The sequence below is a fragment of the Dokdonia pacifica genome, from assembly GCF_900188275.1.
GTDB lineage: Bacteria > Bacteroidota > Bacteroidia > Flavobacteriales > Flavobacteriaceae > Dokdonia > Dokdonia pacifica.
This window is the reverse complement of record NZ_FZNY01000002.1, coordinates 193,301-212,741: the sequence shown is the minus strand read 5'-3', so window position 1 is coordinate 212,741 and position 19,441 is coordinate 193,301. Positions and strand designations below refer to the sequence as shown.

At 32.1% G+C, this 19,441-nt stretch carries 21 protein-coding genes; 16 read left to right on the top strand and 5 right to left on the bottom strand.

Annotation, left to right across the window (positions count from 1 at the left end; genetic code table 11):
• Positions 1–29: 29 nt before the first annotated feature.
• From CHB80_RS08240 to CHB80_RS08230, 3 genes are read right to left on the bottom strand one after another with little or no spacing between them, the layout of a single operon-like run.
• Positions 30–593, bottom strand: coding sequence for an RsmD family RNA methyltransferase (locus CHB80_RS08240; protein WP_089370973.1), 564 nt, complete (start codon positions 591–593; stop codon positions 30–32).
• The gene (locus CHB80_RS08235) at positions 590–1,384 is read right to left on the bottom strand and encodes a DUF3822 family protein (protein WP_089370972.1); all 795 of its coding nucleotides are present in this window, start codon (positions 1,382–1,384) and stop codon (positions 590–592) included. Before CHB80_RS08235 ends, CHB80_RS08240 begins: the two co-directional genes overlap by 4 nt.
• Positions 1,374–2,027: a hypothetical protein gene (locus CHB80_RS08230; RefSeq protein ID WP_089370971.1), complete on the bottom strand. Its 654-nt coding sequence runs from the start codon at positions 2,025–2,027 to the stop codon at positions 1,374–1,376. The genes CHB80_RS08235 and CHB80_RS08230 overlap by 11 nt, the downstream gene beginning before the upstream one ends.
• 115 nt (positions 2,028–2,142) lie before the next feature.
• On the opposite strand from CHB80_RS08230, the gene CHB80_RS08225 reads away from it, so the two are divergent.
• The 4 genes from CHB80_RS08225 (at position 2,143) to CHB80_RS08210 (ending at position 5,561) form a co-directional block, all read left to right on the top strand.
• Positions 2,143–3,576, top strand: a complete 1,434-nt coding sequence (locus tag CHB80_RS08225; protein WP_089370970.1) for an ATP-dependent DNA helicase — start codon at positions 2,143–2,145, stop codon at positions 3,574–3,576.
• 42 nt (positions 3,577–3,618) lie between these two features.
• On the top strand, positions 3,619–4,179 hold the full coding sequence (locus CHB80_RS08220; protein WP_089370969.1) for a DUF4126 domain-containing protein: 561 nt from the start codon (positions 3,619–3,621) through the stop codon (positions 4,177–4,179).
• A gap of 77 nt (positions 4,180–4,256) precedes the next feature.
• Positions 4,257–5,000 carry a 3-deoxy-manno-octulosonate cytidylyltransferase gene (gene kdsB, locus CHB80_RS08215; RefSeq protein ID WP_229746860.1) on the top strand — a complete coding sequence of 248 codons (744 nt, stop codon included), beginning with the start codon at positions 4,257–4,259 and terminating at the stop codon, positions 4,998–5,000.
• Positions 5,001–5,006: 6 nt separating this feature from the next.
• Complete coding sequence (locus CHB80_RS08210; protein ID WP_089370968.1) at positions 5,007–5,561, top strand: 1-acyl-sn-glycerol-3-phosphate acyltransferase; 555 nt, start codon at positions 5,007–5,009, stop codon at positions 5,559–5,561.
• Between the two features lie 12 nt (positions 5,562–5,573).
• On the opposite strand, the gene CHB80_RS08205 is transcribed toward CHB80_RS08210, so the two are convergent.
• Positions 5,574–6,077, bottom strand: a complete 504-nt coding sequence (locus CHB80_RS08205; protein ID WP_229746861.1) for a hypothetical protein — start codon at positions 6,075–6,077, stop codon at positions 5,574–5,576.
• 56 nt (positions 6,078–6,133) lie between these two features.
• Entirely contained in the window at positions 6,134–7,015 is an 882-nt protein-coding gene (locus CHB80_RS08200; protein WP_089370967.1) for a hypothetical protein, read from the bottom strand.
• A gap of 197 nt (positions 7,016–7,212) precedes the next feature.
• Between CHB80_RS08200 and CHB80_RS08195 the strand changes: the two genes are divergently transcribed.
• The 12 genes from CHB80_RS08195 (at position 7,213) to wecB (ending at position 19,439) form a co-directional block, all read left to right on the top strand.
• Positions 7,213–8,211 (top strand): SDR family oxidoreductase, encoded by a 999-nt coding sequence (locus CHB80_RS08195; protein ID WP_089370966.1) that lies wholly within the window; start codon positions 7,213–7,215, stop codon positions 8,209–8,211.
• Positions 8,212–8,231: 20 nt separating this feature from the next.
• Positions 8,232–9,512, top strand: a complete 1,281-nt coding sequence (locus tag CHB80_RS08190; RefSeq protein WP_179218116.1) for a nucleotide sugar dehydrogenase — start codon at positions 8,232–8,234, stop codon at positions 9,510–9,512.
• Positions 9,512–10,555 carry a dTDP-glucose 4,6-dehydratase gene (gene rfbB / locus CHB80_RS08185; RefSeq protein ID WP_179218115.1) on the top strand — a complete coding sequence of 348 codons (1,044 nt, stop codon included), beginning with the start codon at positions 9,512–9,514 and terminating at the stop codon, positions 10,553–10,555. Before CHB80_RS08190 ends, rfbB begins: the two co-directional genes overlap by 1 nt.
• Positions 10,552–11,406 carry a glucose-1-phosphate thymidylyltransferase RfbA gene (gene rfbA / locus CHB80_RS08180; protein ID WP_089370964.1) on the top strand — a complete coding sequence of 285 codons (855 nt, stop codon included), beginning with the start codon at positions 10,552–10,554 and terminating at the stop codon, positions 11,404–11,406. Before rfbB ends, rfbA begins: the two co-directional genes overlap by 4 nt.
• Positions 11,407–11,958 carry a dTDP-4-dehydrorhamnose 3,5-epimerase gene (gene rfbC, locus CHB80_RS08175; RefSeq protein ID WP_089370963.1) on the top strand — a complete coding sequence of 184 codons (552 nt, stop codon included), beginning with the start codon at positions 11,407–11,409 and terminating at the stop codon, positions 11,956–11,958.
• A gap of 4 nt (positions 11,959–11,962) precedes the next feature.
• Positions 11,963–12,829 carry a dTDP-4-dehydrorhamnose reductase gene (gene rfbD / locus CHB80_RS08170; protein WP_089370962.1) on the top strand — a complete coding sequence of 289 codons (867 nt, stop codon included), beginning with the start codon at positions 11,963–11,965 and terminating at the stop codon, positions 12,827–12,829.
• Between the two features lie 8 nt (positions 12,830–12,837).
• Positions 12,838–14,277, top strand: a complete 1,440-nt coding sequence (locus tag CHB80_RS08165) for an MBOAT family O-acyltransferase (RefSeq protein WP_089370961.1) — start codon at positions 12,838–12,840, stop codon at positions 14,275–14,277.
• An 86-nt stretch (positions 14,278–14,363) separates the two neighbouring features.
• The gene (locus CHB80_RS08160) at positions 14,364–15,197 is read left to right on the top strand and encodes a hypothetical protein (protein ID WP_143337075.1); all 834 of its coding nucleotides are present in this window, start codon (positions 14,364–14,366) and stop codon (positions 15,195–15,197) included.
• Positions 15,198–15,313: 116 nt separating this feature from the next.
• Positions 15,314–15,841 (top strand): acyltransferase, encoded by a 528-nt coding sequence (locus CHB80_RS08155; RefSeq protein ID WP_143337074.1) that lies wholly within the window; start codon positions 15,314–15,316, stop codon positions 15,839–15,841.
• Positions 15,841–17,046 carry a hypothetical protein gene (locus CHB80_RS08150; RefSeq protein WP_089370958.1) on the top strand — a complete coding sequence of 402 codons (1,206 nt, stop codon included), beginning with the start codon at positions 15,841–15,843 and terminating at the stop codon, positions 17,044–17,046. Before CHB80_RS08155 ends, CHB80_RS08150 begins: the two co-directional genes overlap by 1 nt.
• Positions 17,039–18,160 (top strand): glycosyltransferase family protein, encoded by a 1,122-nt coding sequence (locus tag CHB80_RS08145; RefSeq protein WP_089370957.1) that lies wholly within the window; start codon positions 17,039–17,041, stop codon positions 18,158–18,160. The genes CHB80_RS08150 and CHB80_RS08145 overlap by 8 nt, the downstream gene beginning before the upstream one ends.
• A gap of 160 nt (positions 18,161–18,320) precedes the next feature.
• The gene (wecB, locus tag CHB80_RS08140) at positions 18,321–19,439 is read left to right on the top strand and encodes a non-hydrolyzing UDP-N-acetylglucosamine 2-epimerase (protein ID WP_089370956.1); all 1,119 of its coding nucleotides are present in this window, start codon (positions 18,321–18,323) and stop codon (positions 19,437–19,439) included.
• Positions 19,440–19,441 lie beyond the last annotated feature (2 nt).

Below are 19,441 nucleotides of genomic sequence, written 5' to 3'. Positions count from 1 at the left end.
TCGCTTTAAGCGAAAAAATAAAAATAATATTATTCTTCTTCATCGCTTTCTGGCCATACAAAAAAGCTAAATGCATTTCCACCATAATGTCTTGTCTCCACATAGTTTTTTACATGATCCATTTTAGTATGCTTGCTATGTTCTATAATAAGGGTGCCATCTTGATCTAATAATTGATTTTCAAAAATAAGGACCGCTATTTTCTCAAAGTCTTCTATAGAAATATCATATGGTGGATCTGCAAAAATAATATCATAGTTACCAGGTACTCGTTCTAAATATTTGAACACATCACTTTTGATAGTTTGTATGGCATCAAAACCAAATTCGTTGGCTGTTTTATTTATAAACTTTACACAGTTATAGTTGGCATCTACAGCTACGATTTGCTGTGAACCTCTAGATGCAAATTCATAGCTTATATTTCCAGTACCTGCAAAAAGATCTAATATTCTTAATGCACTGATATGAAATTGACTACGTATGATATTAAATAAGGCTTCTTTTGCCATATCTGTGGTAGGTCGTACCGGTAGTTTCTTAGGAGCCTGTATACGGCGTCCTTTATATTTTCCAGAGATAATGCGTGTCATAAAAGCGAACTTAAAATATAGTCTGTTGTAGGAATACTAGTTGTTGAATCTTCTTTGATCTCTATATTTCGAATATAGGTATAGGCTAATTCAAATAAGGCATCGTTTTTTTGTATAGCTCCGGTAAGGAATACTTCTATAGTATCAGGATTTAGTTCTAATTGTTCTAGAGTAAATAATGTGTAATACATAAAATCTTCTTTAGAACGGAAATCAAATGCATTTGCAAGGAGTAGTTTCTTTTTTTGAGTAACCACTAGGTCAAAACTATTTTTATGGACATGAATGTGTACTCTTGGGTCTTCATACTGCGCATCTTTTTCCAATGTTTTTTTGATAAAAAGTGACATTCCATGATAGTAATCAAAGGAGCCAAAGGTGTCAAAAAAGAAGTTATTGATGTTTGTATATGGGATATATACAGTAACTATATCCTGTGTTTCTATATGATCATACGCTATAAAATCTGTTGCTAAGATTTTAGTATTGAACTTTAAATAATCTGTTAGTTTTTCAGGATCAAATACAGCTTTAGGAACCAATGTAAATAATTGATTACTATAGACGACTTCTACTTTAGAGTAGGATGTTTTTAATTCAGGGTATGTATTGAAAATAGTAGTGATTTCTGTTAGCAAAGAAGCAGGATCTACTTTTTGTTCAAATACAATAGCTTTATAACTTATCACTTCTTTTGAAGCGATAGCTTGAGTAAAAAAAGAAAGTCCATCTAAGCATACTTGGATGGACAATTTCTTTGATATGGTATGTGATTGATTATTATTCGTCATTTGCACCGTAACTCTTCGGCCAGTTTCCGTTTGTATCAATTTTATAAAGTGATCCTACTGTAAGTGCATCTCCATTTACACCATCTACAGAAATTACTTGCTTTTCTTTTGTTAAGAAATCTTTAGGCTGATCATATAATAATACTTCTTTAAGTACTTTGATTTCAAATACAGGAAAGTCAATATTACTTTTATTAATAGTTCCTGTTTTCATTTCGAATTTAGCATTTGCACCTTCGATAGGAACATTGATCATTGTTTTATAACGATCTGAAGTTCCAAATAAAGAGTCTTTTACAGATTTATAGCCTAATGTGTCTATAATAGTTATTTCTTTATTTATATCTACACTAAAGAGTTTACTTTGCTCTTCATCACGTACAATAGAATCTCTACGTTGTGTTAATGTAAATTGAGCAGTGTCAATAAAACGAACTAATTTATCAAAATCAGCTTCATAAGTTCCAGTAACTGTTTTATGTGCTATTTGAGAAATACGTAAGTCACGTAAGTTTTCAATAGCCATTTTGTACCTTTTTTCTTTTATCTCATTAAATTTCACTTCTCCATAGATGGCATTAAAAAGTAAGTATGATAACACACCTATGATTACCCAAAGTACAATTTGTAAAACAATTTTCATTCGTAGAGTTTTTATATTAGTTTACGTATACTCGCAAATCTACAATTTTTTTTTATTCGTAAAAACATATTAAGATATTTTCCTTCGTTATATTTAACCCAGCTAATAATCTTTTATGTCTACAGACCCTTCGTCCTTTTATAAACTATTGCAAACAGACTTCCCGTATACCCCTACAGTTAAGCAAGATATACTTTTGCAAAAGCTTTCAAATTTCCTTTTAGACAGCAAATATGATACCGTTTTTTTATTAAAAGGTTATGCAGGAACAGGAAAAACAACAATTATTGGAACTTTAGTTAAAAATTTATGGAAAGCTCAATTGTCTTCAGTACTTATGGCACCTACAGGTAGAGCTGCTAAGGTGATAAGTAATTATAGCAAACGACAAGCTTTTACAATACACAGAAAAATTTATTTCCCTAAAAAAGATAGAGGAGGAGGTGTTTCCTTTACATTACAACCTAATAAGCATCGTAATTGTGTTTTTATTGTTGATGAGGCGTCTATGATATCTGATAGGGTTAGTGAATCTAAATTATTTGAAAATGGTTCTTTGCTAGATGATATGATGCAATATGTGTATAGTGGTCATAAATGCAAACTTATTTTGATTGGGGATGACGCACAGCTACCGCCTGTAAAATTAGATATCTCTCCCGCGTTAGATAGAAATGTTTTGTCATTACAATACAATAAAGAAATAGAAAGTTTACAGCTTGATGAAGTTATGCGTCAGGCAGAAAGTAGCGGTATTCTCTCCAATGCAACAACATTACGAGAACATCTGGCCGAAGGTTTTTATGAAGATTATAAATTTGATTTACACGGTTTTGAAGATATTGTCAGACTTATAGATGGTCATGAGATCATGGATGCTATACAAGATTCATATGATCAAGTAGGCAATGAAGAAACAGCAATTATTGTGCGTTCTAATAAAAGAGCAAACCTTTATAATCAGCAAATACGATCACGTATTCTCTTTCAAGAAGAAGAAATATCTGCAGGAGATCATCTTATGGTAGTAAAAAATAACTACTTCTGGATAGATGCAAAGAGTGATGCAGGTTTTATAGCTAATGGTGATATTATTAAAATCTTAGAGATTTATGCTATAAAAGAATTATATGGCTTCAGATTTGCAGAGGTAAAAGTACAAATGATCGATTACCCAACAATGAAACCATTTGATACCGTTGTCATGCTAGATGTATTATCTATGGAAACTCCTTCGTTACCTTATGAAGATTCAAATAGATTATATCAAGAAGTACAAAAAGACTATGCAGATGAGAAGGCAAACTATAAACGCTTTTTAAAAATTAAAAACAATAAGTTTTTTAATGCGCTTCAGATAAAGTTTTCGTATGCAGTCACGTGTCATAAATCTCAAGGAGGGCAGTGGGAAAGGGTGTTTATAGAACAACCTTATCTTCCTGATGGAATGAATAGAGATTACTTGAGATGGTTATATACTGCTGTAACCAGAGCAAAATCAAAAGTATATCTTATAGGGTTTAAAGGAGATATGTTTGTAGAAGAATAAGAACAAATACTGTATCTTAACAGTATTCTATACTATTATTATATGAATTTTGAATTAATTGTAAGTATCGTATTAGGTTTCTCTCTCGCTGCAGCTGCAGGGTTTAGAATCTTTATCCCTTTACTTGTTATGAGTTTATCTGCTCATTATGGATGGTTTCCGGTCGATGAAAATTGGCAATGGGTAGGCAGTAGTGCCGCTTTATGGTTATTAGGGATTGCAGCGGTTATTGAGACGTTTGCTTACTTTATCCCTTGGTTAGATAACCTTTTAGATACTGTTTCTGTGCCCTTAGCGGGCATTGCAGGCACCTTGCTAATGGTGGCAACGATGGGAGATGTAAATCCCGCATTTACTTGGGCGCTTGCTATTGTAGCAGGTGGCGGAGCTGCGGCAGCTATTTCAGGTACTACAGGAGCTACACGACTTACCTCTACCGCAACTACAGGAGGGATCGCAAATCCTGTAGTGGCCACAGCAGAGGCGGGTGCAGCGACAACAATCTCAGTTGCTAGTGTGTTTTCTCCATTTATTGCGCTTATTGTGGTACTAATATTAGTAGTAGGAATCTGGCGTTTTATTAAAAAGTTAAGACGTTCTTGATTCGAAATGAATTTACCTATGTTTGCATCTGTATTTAATCTTAAATTTTACGCTTTCGCGAAAGCGTATACAACATCATGAGCACATCATTAAAAATTATAGCAATGATTCCTGCGCGATATGCAGCGTCTCGTTTTCCTGGTAAAATGATGAAAGATTTAGCAGGAAAACCAGTAATCGTACGTACGTATGAAAGTACTGTAGCGACACAACTTTTTGATGATGTATATGTGGTTACAGATAGTACTGTAATTTATGATGCAGTCATTGCAGAAGGAGGAAAAGCACTGATGAGTCGTGAAGATCATGAGTGTGGTAGCGATCGTATTGCCGAGGCAGTAGCTGCAATAGATTGTGATATCGTAGTAAATGTACAGGGTGATGAACCTTTTACAACGAGAGAAGATTTGGCTCCTGTATTACAAGTGTTTTATGGAGATGATGCTTCTCAAATTGACCTAGCAAGTGTCATGACTCCGTTAGAAACTGAAGAAGACATCCAAAATCCAAATAATGTAAAGGTAATTGTAGATGCAATGGATTATGCGTTATACTTTTCTAGATCACCCTTACCATATGTACGAGATCCTAAGTCACCTTTAACGGTTTATAAACATAAAGGGATTTATGCGTTTAGAAAACAGGCAATTATAGATTTTTCTCTTTTGGAAATGCGCCCTTTAGAAGCTGCCGAAAAAATAGAATGCATTCGGTTTTTAGAGTACGGAAAAAAAATAAAAATGGTGCGTTCTCATAATATAGCTATCGGGATAGATACTCCCGAAGATTTAGAAAAAGCACGTCAACTTATAGAGAAATAGGAATATATGGGATTATCAAAATGGATATATAAAAGTGTACTTGGATGGAAGTCTATAGGTGACTTCTCTGAAGATACTGTAAAAAAATGTATCGTAATTGCTGTGCCTCATACAAGTTGGCATGATTTCTATATGGGTGTATTGCTGCGTACAACCTTAGGTGTTAAAATAGGATTTGTTGGAAAAAAAGAACTTTTCAAATGGCCTTTTGGTTATTTTTTTAGAGCGATGGGAGGTGCTCCTATAGATAGAACTTCGGGTCAAGATAAAGTAAAATCTATTGCGCAAGTATTTGAAAATAAAGAAGAATTTAGACTTACACTAGCTCCAGAAGGTACTCGTAAAAAGGTAGATAAACTTAAAACTGGTTTTTATTATATCGCACTGGAAGCAAAAGTACCTATCATTATGGTTGCTTTCGATTTTGGTAAAAAAGAACATCGTATATCAAAGCCTTTATACCCTTCTGGTAGTTTGGAACAAGATATGGCAATGATTCATGATTTTTTTGAAGGCGCAGTTGGTAAAGTACCTGAATATAGTTTTACACCTAATAAGTAATTACAAACTTCCTTAGGTTTTCTTAAAAATGAGAGAGTCTTTTTTTGCAGGAACATTTTGCTGCGATTGATCTCCACCACCAAATAACAAGGGAGTACTGGAAAAACTGGTGCCAAAAGTAGCAGCTGCTAAAAATACTTGTTCTATAGCACTTTTTACTTGTTCTTCATTAAGTGGACTTAATGGATGAATATATACAGACCATAAGATTCCATCAGAAATTGCATATTTTACATCTAATGCTGAGTGAAAATTTGCAGTCATACAATCTAATAAAAGATCTTCATCTAGTCTTGAAGCTTCAATGATAGGAGCTATGATACGCATACGGTCGTTTGTTTCATCCGTAAGAACAATCATGGGAAGTTCTTTTAGTTTCATTTGCCATCTTCCGCTATAGCCTTCAATACTATCTACTTCTCTTGTAAGAATTTCTTCTAATAATTCATTGGTCATTTGTGCTTGCGCAAAAAAACTTGAAAATAATACTACTAGAATAGAAATGGATGCTTTCATAATGATTGATTTACACGCTTAAGTCGGCATTTAAGATCAATACTAACAGCGAATATTCAGATTTTTTTTAAATCTAACGTATATAGATTTCCTTGTTTTTTTGAAGATGCCTCTTCAGAAATAAAGAGTGTATTGGCATCTTTAAAAGTAACGCTTTCTTTCTGAGAGCTATGTTTTAGTTTAATTTTAGTTACAGATCCTGAAAAGAAACGATCCTCTTTATATCCCTCAAGTATCCAAACTTTATTATAGCTTAAAAGTGCAATTTTTCCCGTTTCTGGATGGATAGCAGCACTAGTTACCTGGCAATCATCACGGTCTGGACAGGTTTTAAATTCATCTATAAGAATAGCTGTTTGTGGTCCCTCTTTTACAGGAACTTTATAGACTTTGGTTGTGCCGTCAAATTTTTTGTGACTTGAACGATTACGGGTAAATAAATAAAAATGAGACTTGAATACTATAAAAGCTTCTACATCAAAATTTTGATTTCCTTTTTTAGGAGGGTATTTCTTTTGATCTTCAAAAATGAATGTGGTCTTTTTCGCGAAAGCGGAAAAAGAACCAGGTTTAGTTTGATCAATATTTTCTATCCAATATATGGTTTGATCCTTTCTCTTATTTTCATTATTCCCAAAATCACCTATAAATAAATTATTTCCATCACTAGCGAGATCTTCCCAATCTATGTTTTGAGCATTGGTGATTGTAATGTCTTGAGTGATTTCTTGATGCTTTATATTTATTGAAAATACAGTTGCTGTACCTCCTGAATCATTAATGGCATATATATGAGTCTTATTCTGAGAGATAGAAATACCTGAATTTTCTTCCAATAGATCAGGTAGTGTCATATAGTAATCTAATACTCCATAATCTTGCGGTTGGCATTGTGTTACTACTAGTGTGAGAAAAATAAGTGTTGAAAACAACTTCATGTGTTTATATCAATAGTATAAAATGGTGTAATAGAAGTAAAGGTATGTAATGTCTATTATGTTTGGTTCATTTTTTTTGTAAAACCTTACTTTATGGGACAAATCATTAGATAAAAAATAGTTATAATTGAGTCTTATATATAATGCAATCTACATCTTAAGAAGTATTATATTTGCACTGCTCAAATAACGCATATATGACCAATATAATTGTAGATGGCTTAAAAGATGTAAAGGTACTAGTAACAGGAGGTGCAGGCTTTATAGGCTCTAATCTTTGTGAGTATCTATTAGATCATGGGGCTATTGTACATTGCTTAGATAATTTTGCTACGGGTCATAAGAAAAATATAAGTTCGTTACTTGATCACCCCAATTTTACATTATTTATTGGGGATATACGCAATTTTGAAGACTGCAAAAGAGCTGTTACCTCTGTAGATTATGTATTGCATCAAGCAGCTTTGGGTTCTGTGCCTAGATCTATAAAAGACCCAAAGACAACTAATGATGTCAATATTGGTGGGTTTTTAAATATGATTACTGCTGCTAGAGATGAGAAAGTAAAGCGGTTTATTTATGCTGCAAGTTCATCTACTTACGGAGATTCGGAATCATTACCTAAACAAGAAGATATTATAGGAGCGCCTTTATCTCCATATGCGATTACAAAATATGTAAATGAATTATATGCTGATATTTTTCATAAAACATACGGTATAGATACTATTGGTTTGCGTTATTTCAATGTATTTGGACGTAAGCAGGATCCTAATGGAGCATATGCTGCCGTAATTCCTAAATTTATTAAACAATTAATAGACCACCAATCACCAGTAGTTAATGGTGATGGTTCTTTTTCTAGGGACTTTACTTATTTAGATAATGTTATAGAAATGAATGTAAAATCAATGCTTGCTTCTAATGAAGAAGCTTTGAATACAGTCTATAATGTTGCTTATGGAGAACAAACAACACTCAATCAACTTATTGATATATTAAAAGATTTATTATCTCATTATGATGATGAGATTAAAAATATACAAACCATTCACGGACCTGAACGAGTAGGGGATATTCCTCATTCGTTAGCTTCTATAGAAAAAGCAAAAACATTGTTAGGATATAGTCCTAACTTTGATCTTAAAAATGGATTAGAAGCTTCGGTAGCCTGGTATTGGAAAAATTTAAAATAAAGCACAAAGACAAAGAACATATGAAAGATATTAAAATAGGAGTTATTGGATTAGGATATGTGGGATTACCGCTTGCTCGTCTATTTGCGACTTCCTATGATGTAATAGGGTTTGATATAAAAGATGATAGAATAGCAGAGCTTAATAAAGGAATAGATAGTACGCTTGAGGTATCTCAAGAAGATCTTCAATCGGTATTAAAAACTACTAATTCAGATCAGGTTGGACTTTATTGCTCTAATGATATTAAAGATTTAGAAAGTTGCAATTATTTTGTTGTAACTGTGCCAACTCCCATAGATAAAAATAATAGACCTGTACTTACTCCATTATATAAAAGTAGTGAGACTGTAGGGGCTGTTCTTAAAAATGGAGATATCGTTATTTATGAAAGTACTGTATATCCGGGTGTAACAGAAGAAGAGTGTGTGCCTGTACTAGAAAAAGTAAGCGGACTTACCTTTAATAAAGATTTCTTTGTTGGATATTCTCCAGAACGTATTAATCCAGGAGATAAATTACACACGGTAGATAAAATACTTAAAGTTACTTCAGGAAGTACACCTGAAATAGGTAAGAAAGTAGACGACTTATATGCATCAGTAATTACTGCGGGTACTCATTTGGCTCCTACTATTAAAGTAGCAGAAGCTGCTAAAGTAATTGAAAACTCTCAGCGTGATATTAATATTGCTTTTGTCAATGAATTAGCAAAAATATTTAACCTAATGGAGGTAGACACACAGGATGTACTAGCTGCAGCGGGAACAAAATGGAACTTCTTGCCTTTTAAACCAGGATTAGTAGGAGGACATTGTATAGGGGTAGATCCCTATTACCTTGCACAAAAAGCTCAAGAATTAGGGTACCATCCAGAAATTATCCTTGCAGGAAGAAGACTTAATGATAGTATGGGAGCCTATGTAGCATCAGAAGTTGTAAAATTGATGCTTCAAAATGATATTAGAGTAAAAGATGCAAAAGTATTAGTGCTGGGTATTACTTTTAAAGAAAACTGTCCAGATGTACGTAACACTAAAGTTGTTGATGTCATTAGGGATTTAAAAGAATACGGAGTAGATGTTACAGTATATGACCCTTGGGTAAATCCAGAAGAGGTAAAACACGAATATAACCTTGATGCTATTACAGAAGCACCTAATGCAACGTTTGATGCTATAGTACACGCAGTATCTCACAAGGAATTTTCTGATATAGATATTACGGCTTTCAAAAAGGAAAAGTCAGTTATTTACGATGTAAAAGGTGTTTTAGGAAATATTGTAAACGGAAAATTATAATGAAGATTTTGGTTACAGGAGGCGCTGGTTTTATAGGCTCGCATGTAGTGCGTAGGCTAGTAACTTTGTATCCAGAATATCATATTTATAATCTAGATGCTTTGACGTATGCTGGTAATCTAGAAAACCTACATGATATAGACACATTACCTAATTATACTTTTATCAAAGCAGATATTACTGATGCATCTCATATACAAACCCTTTTTGAGAATTATAAATTTGATAAAGTAATACATCTAGCCGCCGAATCTCATGTAGATAGATCTATTAAAGATCCACTTGCATTTGTAAAGACAAATATCATGGGAACCATGAATTTGTTAAATGCCTGCAAGTCTATATGGCAACAGAAAGAAGGGCACTTATTTTACCATATTAGTACAGATGAAGTGTATGGTTCATTAGGAGCAGAAGGGCTTTTTACAGAAAATACTTCTTATAGTCCTAATTCGCCTTATGCAGCTTCAAAAGCAAGTTCTGATCATTTTGTAAGAGCTTATGGAGAAACTTACGATTTGCCCTATATTATCTCAAATTGCTCAAATAATTATGGGCCAAATCATTTTCCAGAGAAATTAATTCCATTATTTATCAATAATATCATAGAGATGCGACCTTTACCGGTTTATGGAGATGGCAATTACACTAGAGATTGGTTATATGTAATAGACCATGCGATTGCAATTGACACTATTCTGCATAAGGGAACTATAGGTGAAACTTATAATATAGGCGGTTTTAATGAGTGGAAAAATATTGATCTTGTTCATTTGTTATGTGAAATGATGGATGATACGCTTTCGCGAAAGCGTGGTACATCTGCATCCCTTATTACATATGTAAAAGATCGTCCTGGTCACGATAAACGTTATGCGATAGATGCATCAAAAATAAACAAAGAGCTAGGGTGGAAGCCCTCAGTTACCTTTGAACAAGGATTAAAAGCTACTGTAGATTGGTACATGAACAATAAAGTGTGGTTAACAAATGTTACTTCTGGTGACTATAAAGAGTATTACTCAAAAATGTATACATCATGAAAGGAATCGTATTAGCAGGTGGTGCCGGCACTAGATTATATCCACTTACAATAGCGGTAAGTAAACAGTTATTACCTGTATACGACAAACCAATGATTTATTATCCTATCTCAGTTCTTATGCTAGCTGGGATACGACAAATATTGATTATTACTACACCAGAAGATCAAGACTCCTTTAAAAAGCTCTTAGGCGATGGTAGTACTTTAGGGTGTGAATTCCAATATGCTGTTCAGCCAGAGCCTAATGGTCTTGCAGAGGCATTTATTATAGGCGAAAAGTTTATTGGAAATGATAAAGTAGCATTAGTACTAGGGGATAATATCTTTTATGGAAACGGTCTTAGCAAGATGCTTCAAAGTAAGACAGCAATTGATGGGGGTGCTATATTTGCATATCCTGTAAGGGATCCAGAACGTTTTGGAGTCGTTACTTTTGATGAAAATAACAAGGCAACTAGTATTGAAGAAAAACCGGAGTCTCCACAATCTAATTATGCCGTGCCTGGTTTGTATTTTTATGATAATAATGTGATAGAAATCGCTAAATCTATAACTCCTTCTGCTAGAGGAGAAAAAGAAATTACAGCTATAAATCAAGAATACCTTTCTAAGGGAAAACTAGATGTAGTTGTTATGAGTCGTGGTATGTCATGGTTTGATACAGGAACGGTAGATGCTCTTGATGACGCAACAGAGTTTATACGAGTATTACAACGTAACCAAAGTACCATGATAAGTTGCCTTGAAGAAATTGCATATAAAATGTCTTGGATTTCTTATGAAGAATTGAAAGATAGCGCAAAGCGTTATGGAAAAGGAAGTTATGCAAATTACATTAAAACCCTATAAATGGAAGTAAAAAACACTTCTTTTAAAGATTTAATAATTTGTACACCTACCGTTTTTAATGATGAACGGGGGTATTTTTATGAGTCATATAAAGACACGATTTTCCAAGAAAAAACGGGATTGTCACCACAATTTGTACAAGATAATCAGTCACAATCTACATATGGTGTACTAAGAGGATTGCATTTTCAAATTGGAGAAATGGCTCAAGCAAAATTAGTACGTGTCATAGAAGGAGAAGTATTAGATGTAGTTGTAGATCTTCGTAAAGATGAGCCTACATTTGGACAGTCTTTTTCTATTGTATTATCTTCAGAAAATAAAAAGCAATTATTTATACCTAAAGGATTTGCTCATGGTTTTTTAGTATTAAGCCAAAAAGCTACTTTTTTTTATAAATGTGATAATTATTATCATAAAGAAAGTGAAAGAGGGCTCAAATTTAATGATCCGCAATTGGGAATTGACTGGCAGTTAGATGCTAATGATTTGATATTATCAGAAAAAGATCAAAACCTTCCTGATTTTGAGACTATAAAACAGCAACTATAAGACAATGCGTCTTACTACATCAAATAAAAAAATTCTTATTACTGGTGCAAATGGTCAGTTAGGAAATGCTTTTCAAGAAATAGCTTCTCAGTTTGTTACCTATGAATGTGTATTTGCCACAAGAGAAATGCTTGATATAACCGCTGTTGCATCTATTAAAGATGCTATTGAGGTACATCAACCAGATGTCATAATTAACACAGCGGCATACACAGCAGTAGATGCTGCAGAAAGTCATCAAGAAGATGCATATTTGCTAAATGAACATGCTGTTGGTCATTTGGCTACATTATGTGCCTCATATTCCATAACACTTATTCACATCTCTACAGATTATGTTTTTGATGGGAATTCTGATACACCTTATACAGAAGAAGATATACCCAATCCTCAGACTATTTATGGAAAGTCAAAATTAGCAGGAGAACATGCCATTCAAAACACAGATAATCTTACGTATGCTATAGTGCGTACTTCATGGCTATTTAGTGGTTACGGTCATAATTTTTATAAAACGATGGTACGCTTAGGTGACGAAAGAGAGGAGCTTACTGTCGTTAATGATCAACATGGAATTCCAACTTTCGCAAATGATTTGGCAGATGCGATCTTCCAAATGATCACTCGATTTGATGATTCATATAGAGGTATATATCATTATAGCAATAGCGGTGTTACTACTTGGTACGCTTTCGCGAAAGCGATATTTGATTATTCACAATTAGATGTAAAATTACGAGCGACAACATCTGATGCTTACCCTACAGTGGCAAAACGTCCAAAAAACAGTATCTTGGATTCCACAAAAATAGTTGAAACCTTTGGTGTCAATTCCCCTGATTGGAATAAAGCGTTGCAACAAATTATATAAAAAGCATAATGCTATTCAACTCTGTAGATTTTGCACTGTTTTTACCTATAGTTTTTTTACTCTATTGGGGTGTTACTCATAAGTCTATTAAGCTTCAAAACATCTTTATTGTAGTTGCAAGTTATCTTTTCTATGGGTGGTGGGATTGGCATTTTTTATTTTTGATTGTAACAAGTACACTAGTAGATTTTTTTGTAGGTATAGGTCTCAAGAAGTATCATTCAGTAAAAAGTAGAAAAGCGCTGTTGGTATTAAGTATTATTACTAATGTAGGAATACTGGTGTTTTTTAAATATTATAATTTCTTTGTTGAAAGCTTTGTAAATGCTTTTTCATTGTTTGGTAAAGATATTTCTGCATCTACTTTAAATCTTATTTTACCTGTGGGAATTAGTTTTTATACTTTTCAAACACTGTCTTATAGTATTGATGTGTATAAACGGAACATCGAGCCTACTACTAATTTTTTTGCTTTTACAGCTTTTGTTTGTTTCTTTCCGCAATTGGTTGCTGGTCCTATAGAGAGAGCAAAACATCTATTGCCGCAATTTCAAAAGAAACGCCATTTTAATTATAATGATGGTGTAGATGGTTTGAAACAAATACTCTGGGGATTATTTAAAAAAATGGTTATTGCAGATAATTGTGGACGTTATGTAGATATACTATTTTCTAATTCGTCTGATTATTCCAGTAGCTCTTTAGTTTTGGGAGTTCTGTTTTTTTCGTTTCAGATTTATGCAGATTTTTCAGGATATTCAGATATCGCTATAGGAGTAGCAAAACTATTTGGTTTTAAACTTAAACAAAATTTTGCAACACCTTATTTTTCAAAGTCTATCATTGAGTTTTGGCAACGATGGCATATCTCACTTTCTACATGGTTCAGGGATTATGTGTATATTCCATTGGGTGGAAGTAAGGTGGGTACTAGTCGTTTTATCTGTAATATTCTTTTGGTTTTTATCATCAGTGGTTTTTGGCATGGCGCATCATGGACATTTATTTTCTGGGGATTTTTTCATGCAATACTCTACTTAATAACGTATTATATTATGAGAAAACGGAAGGACTTAGCAAAAGCTAAAGTGTATGGCTTTAAATATGTTATTCAGGTTTTGATTACTTTTTCTGTAGTGTCATTTGCATGGATTTTCTTTAGAGCAGAAAGTTTAGACAATGCCTTTGTATACATAGGCAACTTATTTTCTGTTTCTTTATTTAGTATTCCAAATTTTACAGATATTCGAAGTCTTAGCGTTCTGTTATTTTTTATATCCGTATTATTAATAGTAGAGTGGAGAGGAAGAGAAGAGCCATATGCTATTAAACTCCTGTTTTACAATAGGATAAAAATGATACGATGGTCTTTTTATGCGTTGTTATTATTTTTTATTGGAATGTATGCAAATACAGATGAAGTACCATTTATATATTTTCAATTTTAATGAGGCGGTTTATCAAACAAATATTATTATTTATTCCTTTTTTTATAGTTTTTTACTGTATTGGAATTTTTGTTTTTGGGGAAATAATGCCTCCATTCTTAAAACCAAATTTAAAATCTACAAAGAATTTAGGAGGATATACATTTACGAGGCTTCAGGAAGTTAAAACAGTTTCTAATATTGATGTTTTATTTTTAGGAAGTTCCCATGCATATCACGGCTTTGATACACGTATTTACGAAAAGAAAGGCATTACTTCATTTAATCTAGGAACAAGTGCTCAAACACCATTACAGACAAAATTTTTATTAAGTCGTTATTTAGATAAAGTTATCCCTAAAGAAGTTGTATTACAGGTATCGCCTTTTATTTTTGCTATAGATGGTGTAGAATCTACGGTAGATATAGTTTCTAATGATTTTGTCGATATACAATCAGTAGCTTTGGCAACAAAATTGAAAGATATCAATGTGAGTAATGCATTAATATATTCCTCATTTGAAGATTTTTTTAATAAAAAATCTAGTTACAAAGAAAAAAATAGCTTTGCTAGTACTGTGTATGTATCAGGAGGTTATGTAGAAAGTAATGATACTGGATATAGAGGTAATCAATATATTATTACTGACTTTGAATTTAAAAAGATACAGTTAAAAGCATTTGATGAAATAATTACATTGTTAGAAAATAAAGGCATTACGTATCACTTAGTTTATGTGCCAATAACAAAACCCTTATATACTAGCATTTCTAAACAGCTAGATTTTGAATCCTTGATGAATATCTATGGGGGATACCATGATTTTAATAAAATACTATCCCTTGACAGCACGTATTTCTATGATAGACACCACCTTAATCAAAAAGGTGCAACAATTTTTAATAATAAGCTTATAGAAGAATTGAAATTATTACAATAACTAATGTGCTAGTTATTAAAATTTAAAAAGTATCTTCCTACATTATTATCTTTTTAAAGGCTATGTATTTAAAGGATAATATGATTATATTCAGCATCTAGAAACAGAATGTCATCTTGAGAAAAATCATCAAATTATTTATTCTTTTAGTGAGAAACTCTCCATTGTTTAATGTAAGAGGCTTCAGAAGGTTGAAATGGTTTTTATATCGTACATATTATCGTTCACCACAACTATATGTTGGTGAGAAAGTAATCATTTCAATGGCTCATTTTAATAAAGACGCCCATTTCTTATGTAAAGGAGAAGTTAATATAGGAGCAGATACATATATTGATTATTCAGGAGGTATTACAATGGGTGATAAAATAGCTATTTCTGAAGGCGTTAAAATTTTTACTCATAATCATAAGATCCATGACGGTCATAAAAACTGGAAACAGAATCCTATTGTTTTTTCATCACTAAAAATAGAGGATTATGTTTGGGTAGGTGCTGGTTCAATTATATTACCTTCTGTAACTCATATAGCTGAAGGGTCTATTATTGGAGCAGGGGCAATCCTTGCAAAAAATACAGAGCCTTACGGTGTTTACACTGGAAATCCAGCTCAAAAAACTACAAACCGAAGGATTCTAGATTAATGAGAAAAAAGATAGATTTATTAGCCTCATTTGGTATATATGGTATTGGATTACTATCGTTTCTTATAATTGAAATAGTAATCATAAAAAAATACAATGTAACAAGTATTGCAAATTGGGCCTTTTATAAATCTACTATTATTTTAATTGGTTCATTTACTCTTTTAGGGTATGATCAAGTTTTACTCAGAGATCCTAAATTAATTAGAATTCATTTTAAGAAGTTTTTTCTACGAGCATTAGTTGTCTCATTGTGTAGTACATTAATAATCTTTTTTATAAAAGATTATTCTTGGGAGAATGCATTTTTAATTTTCTTAGGTATTGTACTATATGGACTTATGAATTATAATACAGCAGCGTCTAGAGCAAATAATAATTTATGGAAATCTCAATTTTCAAAAAACTTTTGGAAATTTTTCATTCTACTTCTATTACTGAGTAATTTTGTTCAAGATATATTTATATACTTCATTATCGCTTTTAGTATAACAGTGGTTTTTGTATTTTTCTTTAAAGGTTATATCTCAAAAAATAATAAAACTCTTACTAATGATATCTCTGTTAATGAAGCAGAAGGACTTTCAAGAGCATTTTTAATTACCTCAGTTACTTTATTATTGGCTATTTACGGAGAGCAATTTTTAATTAATCTCTGTGGTGATGAAATAGCATCTGCGCATTTATTTAAATATTTTGCAGTTATCACTCCGATTGCATTGAGTTTAAATGGATTTTTAGGATTTTATCTAGGCCCAAAAATCATTAGAGAATCAAACTCAAAATCTCACAAAAGTTATAAGCAGTTATTTCATAAAGTATTCCTTTTTTCTATTGTTAATACGCTGTTCTCATCTATCATTGGAGTTTTGTTTCTTAAATATTACCTAGATATAGAAATACAAGATTTTGATTTTTCCTTAATTTTAATTTTATCAGGCGTAAGTTTTATTAGAGGCATTTATGTTACAAATTCTGTCTATGTAGGTTTATATGCTAATAAATCTGAATTATTAGGAATCGCTAGATATTTTGGAATATTTACTGCGTTATATTTGATTGCTGTTGTAGTTGCATTATTTTTATTTTCAGGTATATTTACAGCACAAATCATTTCAGTTTTATCATTGATAAACTGGATATCAAGATTTGTTATTTCAAATATATATATAAAACGTATTCTAAATAAGAAAGCAGTTGTCTGATACTACATTAAAATCAAATGTTATAATTGTTGCGCCTCTGTCTTCTTTGTCTTTAAGAACAAGGCTTTATAAATTAGCACTATTTTTATTTGAAACTAAATGTCCTCAAATCACTCACATTGCATGGGAGCGTCTTCCAGGAGAATGTATAGAACATAGACTTGATTTTCCAGTTGAAAAAAAAATTCTTCTAAAAGGAGGGGGTTATGGTAGTGGAAGACGTTATTTATATGTGTTATGGATGATTAACGTTTTTTTTTATGGTTTTAAAATAAAAAGAAATGATGTTGTATGGGCATTAGGGTTTGAAAGTGCATTCCCATTGCTATTATCTAGTATGATTAAAGGATATACATTATGTTTTGATGATGCAGATCGTTTTTCTATGTTGATCAAAAATAAGATACTTCGATTCATCGTCAAAACACTAGAGTTTTTAACTTCGAAGCTTGTTTATAAACATATTATCCCATCTTTTGAACGGTATAACTTTACGTCTAAAAACTTCTTTTTGGTCGAAAATGTACCAAGTGATATCGTATTAAAGGAAGCAAAAACTATATATGATAATAAGGAATGGAAGAAGTTCTCATTAACAATTAACCTTAATGGTTGGCTTTCAAGAAGTAGGGGACTTGCTATTATTTTAGAAATATGTGATTCTTTAAAAAATCATGATATAGGCTTTATTATGGCAGGCAAGTTAGATTGTGATGAGGCAATTTCACTTTCAAAAAAAAGTAATGTACAATACTTAGGCGAAGTTTCAAATCAAGAAGCATTGGCCTCATATTATGCATCAGATTTTGTTTTCACATATTATGATCCTATTTCGGAAATTAACAGATATGCTGCTTCAAATAAATGGGGAGATGCTTTAAAAACTGGTATAGGTATTATTGTAAATAAAGAGATTATAAGCGCTAAAAAAATAATAGACACTAAAGTAGCAATAGGGTTATATTATAATGATGTTAATGCTTTAAAATCTAAAATTATATATCTATCAGAGCATAAAAATGAAGTAGATATTTTAAAAAAACGCGCTTTGGAATTAGGGAAAGATATTCCATGTTTTAATATGAATATTAAAAAAATATTTAGCCTAAGTTAAATTTGAATGTAATGAGGTTTAGCTGTCAATGTCAATTATCTGAAAATCAATATATTAAATATTATATGTAGATAAATCTTAAAATTAGTTTATCAAGTATAAAGACTTTATATTTGCACCCCCCTTATTTACATATATAAATAACCAAATTTTAATTGATTTGAAAAAAGTTCTGATAGTATTTGGCACAAGACCAGAGGCAATAAAAATGGCGCCACTTGTAAAAGCATTTCAAAGCTCTTCTGATATATTTGAAACTAAGGTATGTGTTACTGCTCAACATAGAGAAATGTTAGATCAAGTTTTAGACTTTTTTGAAATCACTCCTGATTTTGATCTTAATCTAATGAAACCGGGTCAAAACCTTTATTCACTTACAGCAGATATTATTACAGGTATGAAACCAGTTTTGGAATCTTTTAATCCTGATTATGTATTTGTTCATGGTGACACTTCAACCACGATGGCTACTAGTATAGCGGGGTTTTATAACCAATCTAAAGTATGTCATATAGAGGCAGGACTTCGTACAAATGATAAATGGTCTCCTTTTCCAGAAGAAATTAATAGACAAGTAACCGGTAGAATAGCAGATTTTCATTTCGCACCTACTATAACGTCAGAACAAAATTTACTTAAAGAAAATATAGTATCTAATCAGATTATAGTTACAGGTAATACAGTTATTGACGCATTATTAGATAGTGTAAATAAAGTGAATAGTGATCCTAGTGATCTTATTAAAGATTTAGAACTTACTATAGGTCAAAAAGATGTCCTCTTGGTCACTGGTCACCGTAGAGAAAATCATGGAGATGGTTTTGTAAGAATTTGTGAAGCATTAAAAGAAATCGCACTACAAAAACCTAATCATCTTATTATATACCCAGTACACCTTAATCCAAAAGTTCAAGAACCTGTAAAACGTATTCTTTCAGAAGTAACTAATATAATGCTTATAGATCCATTAGCCTATCAAGATTTTATATGGTTAATGAATCGATCTAAACTTATTATTACAGATAGTGGAGGGGTACAAGAGGAAGCGCCTAGTTTAGGAAAACCTGTATTAGTTATGAGAGACACTACAGAAAGACCAGAAGCTGTAGAAGCAGGAACAGTTATACTAGTAGGTACTGATAAAGATTTAATTGTATCAGAAACTTTAGATTTATTAAATAATCCAGATCGCTTTACAAAAATGAGCAAATTACATAACCCTTACGGAGACGGTAAAGCTTGTAAACGCGTCGTTGAATTCATAAAAAACCAAAAATAATT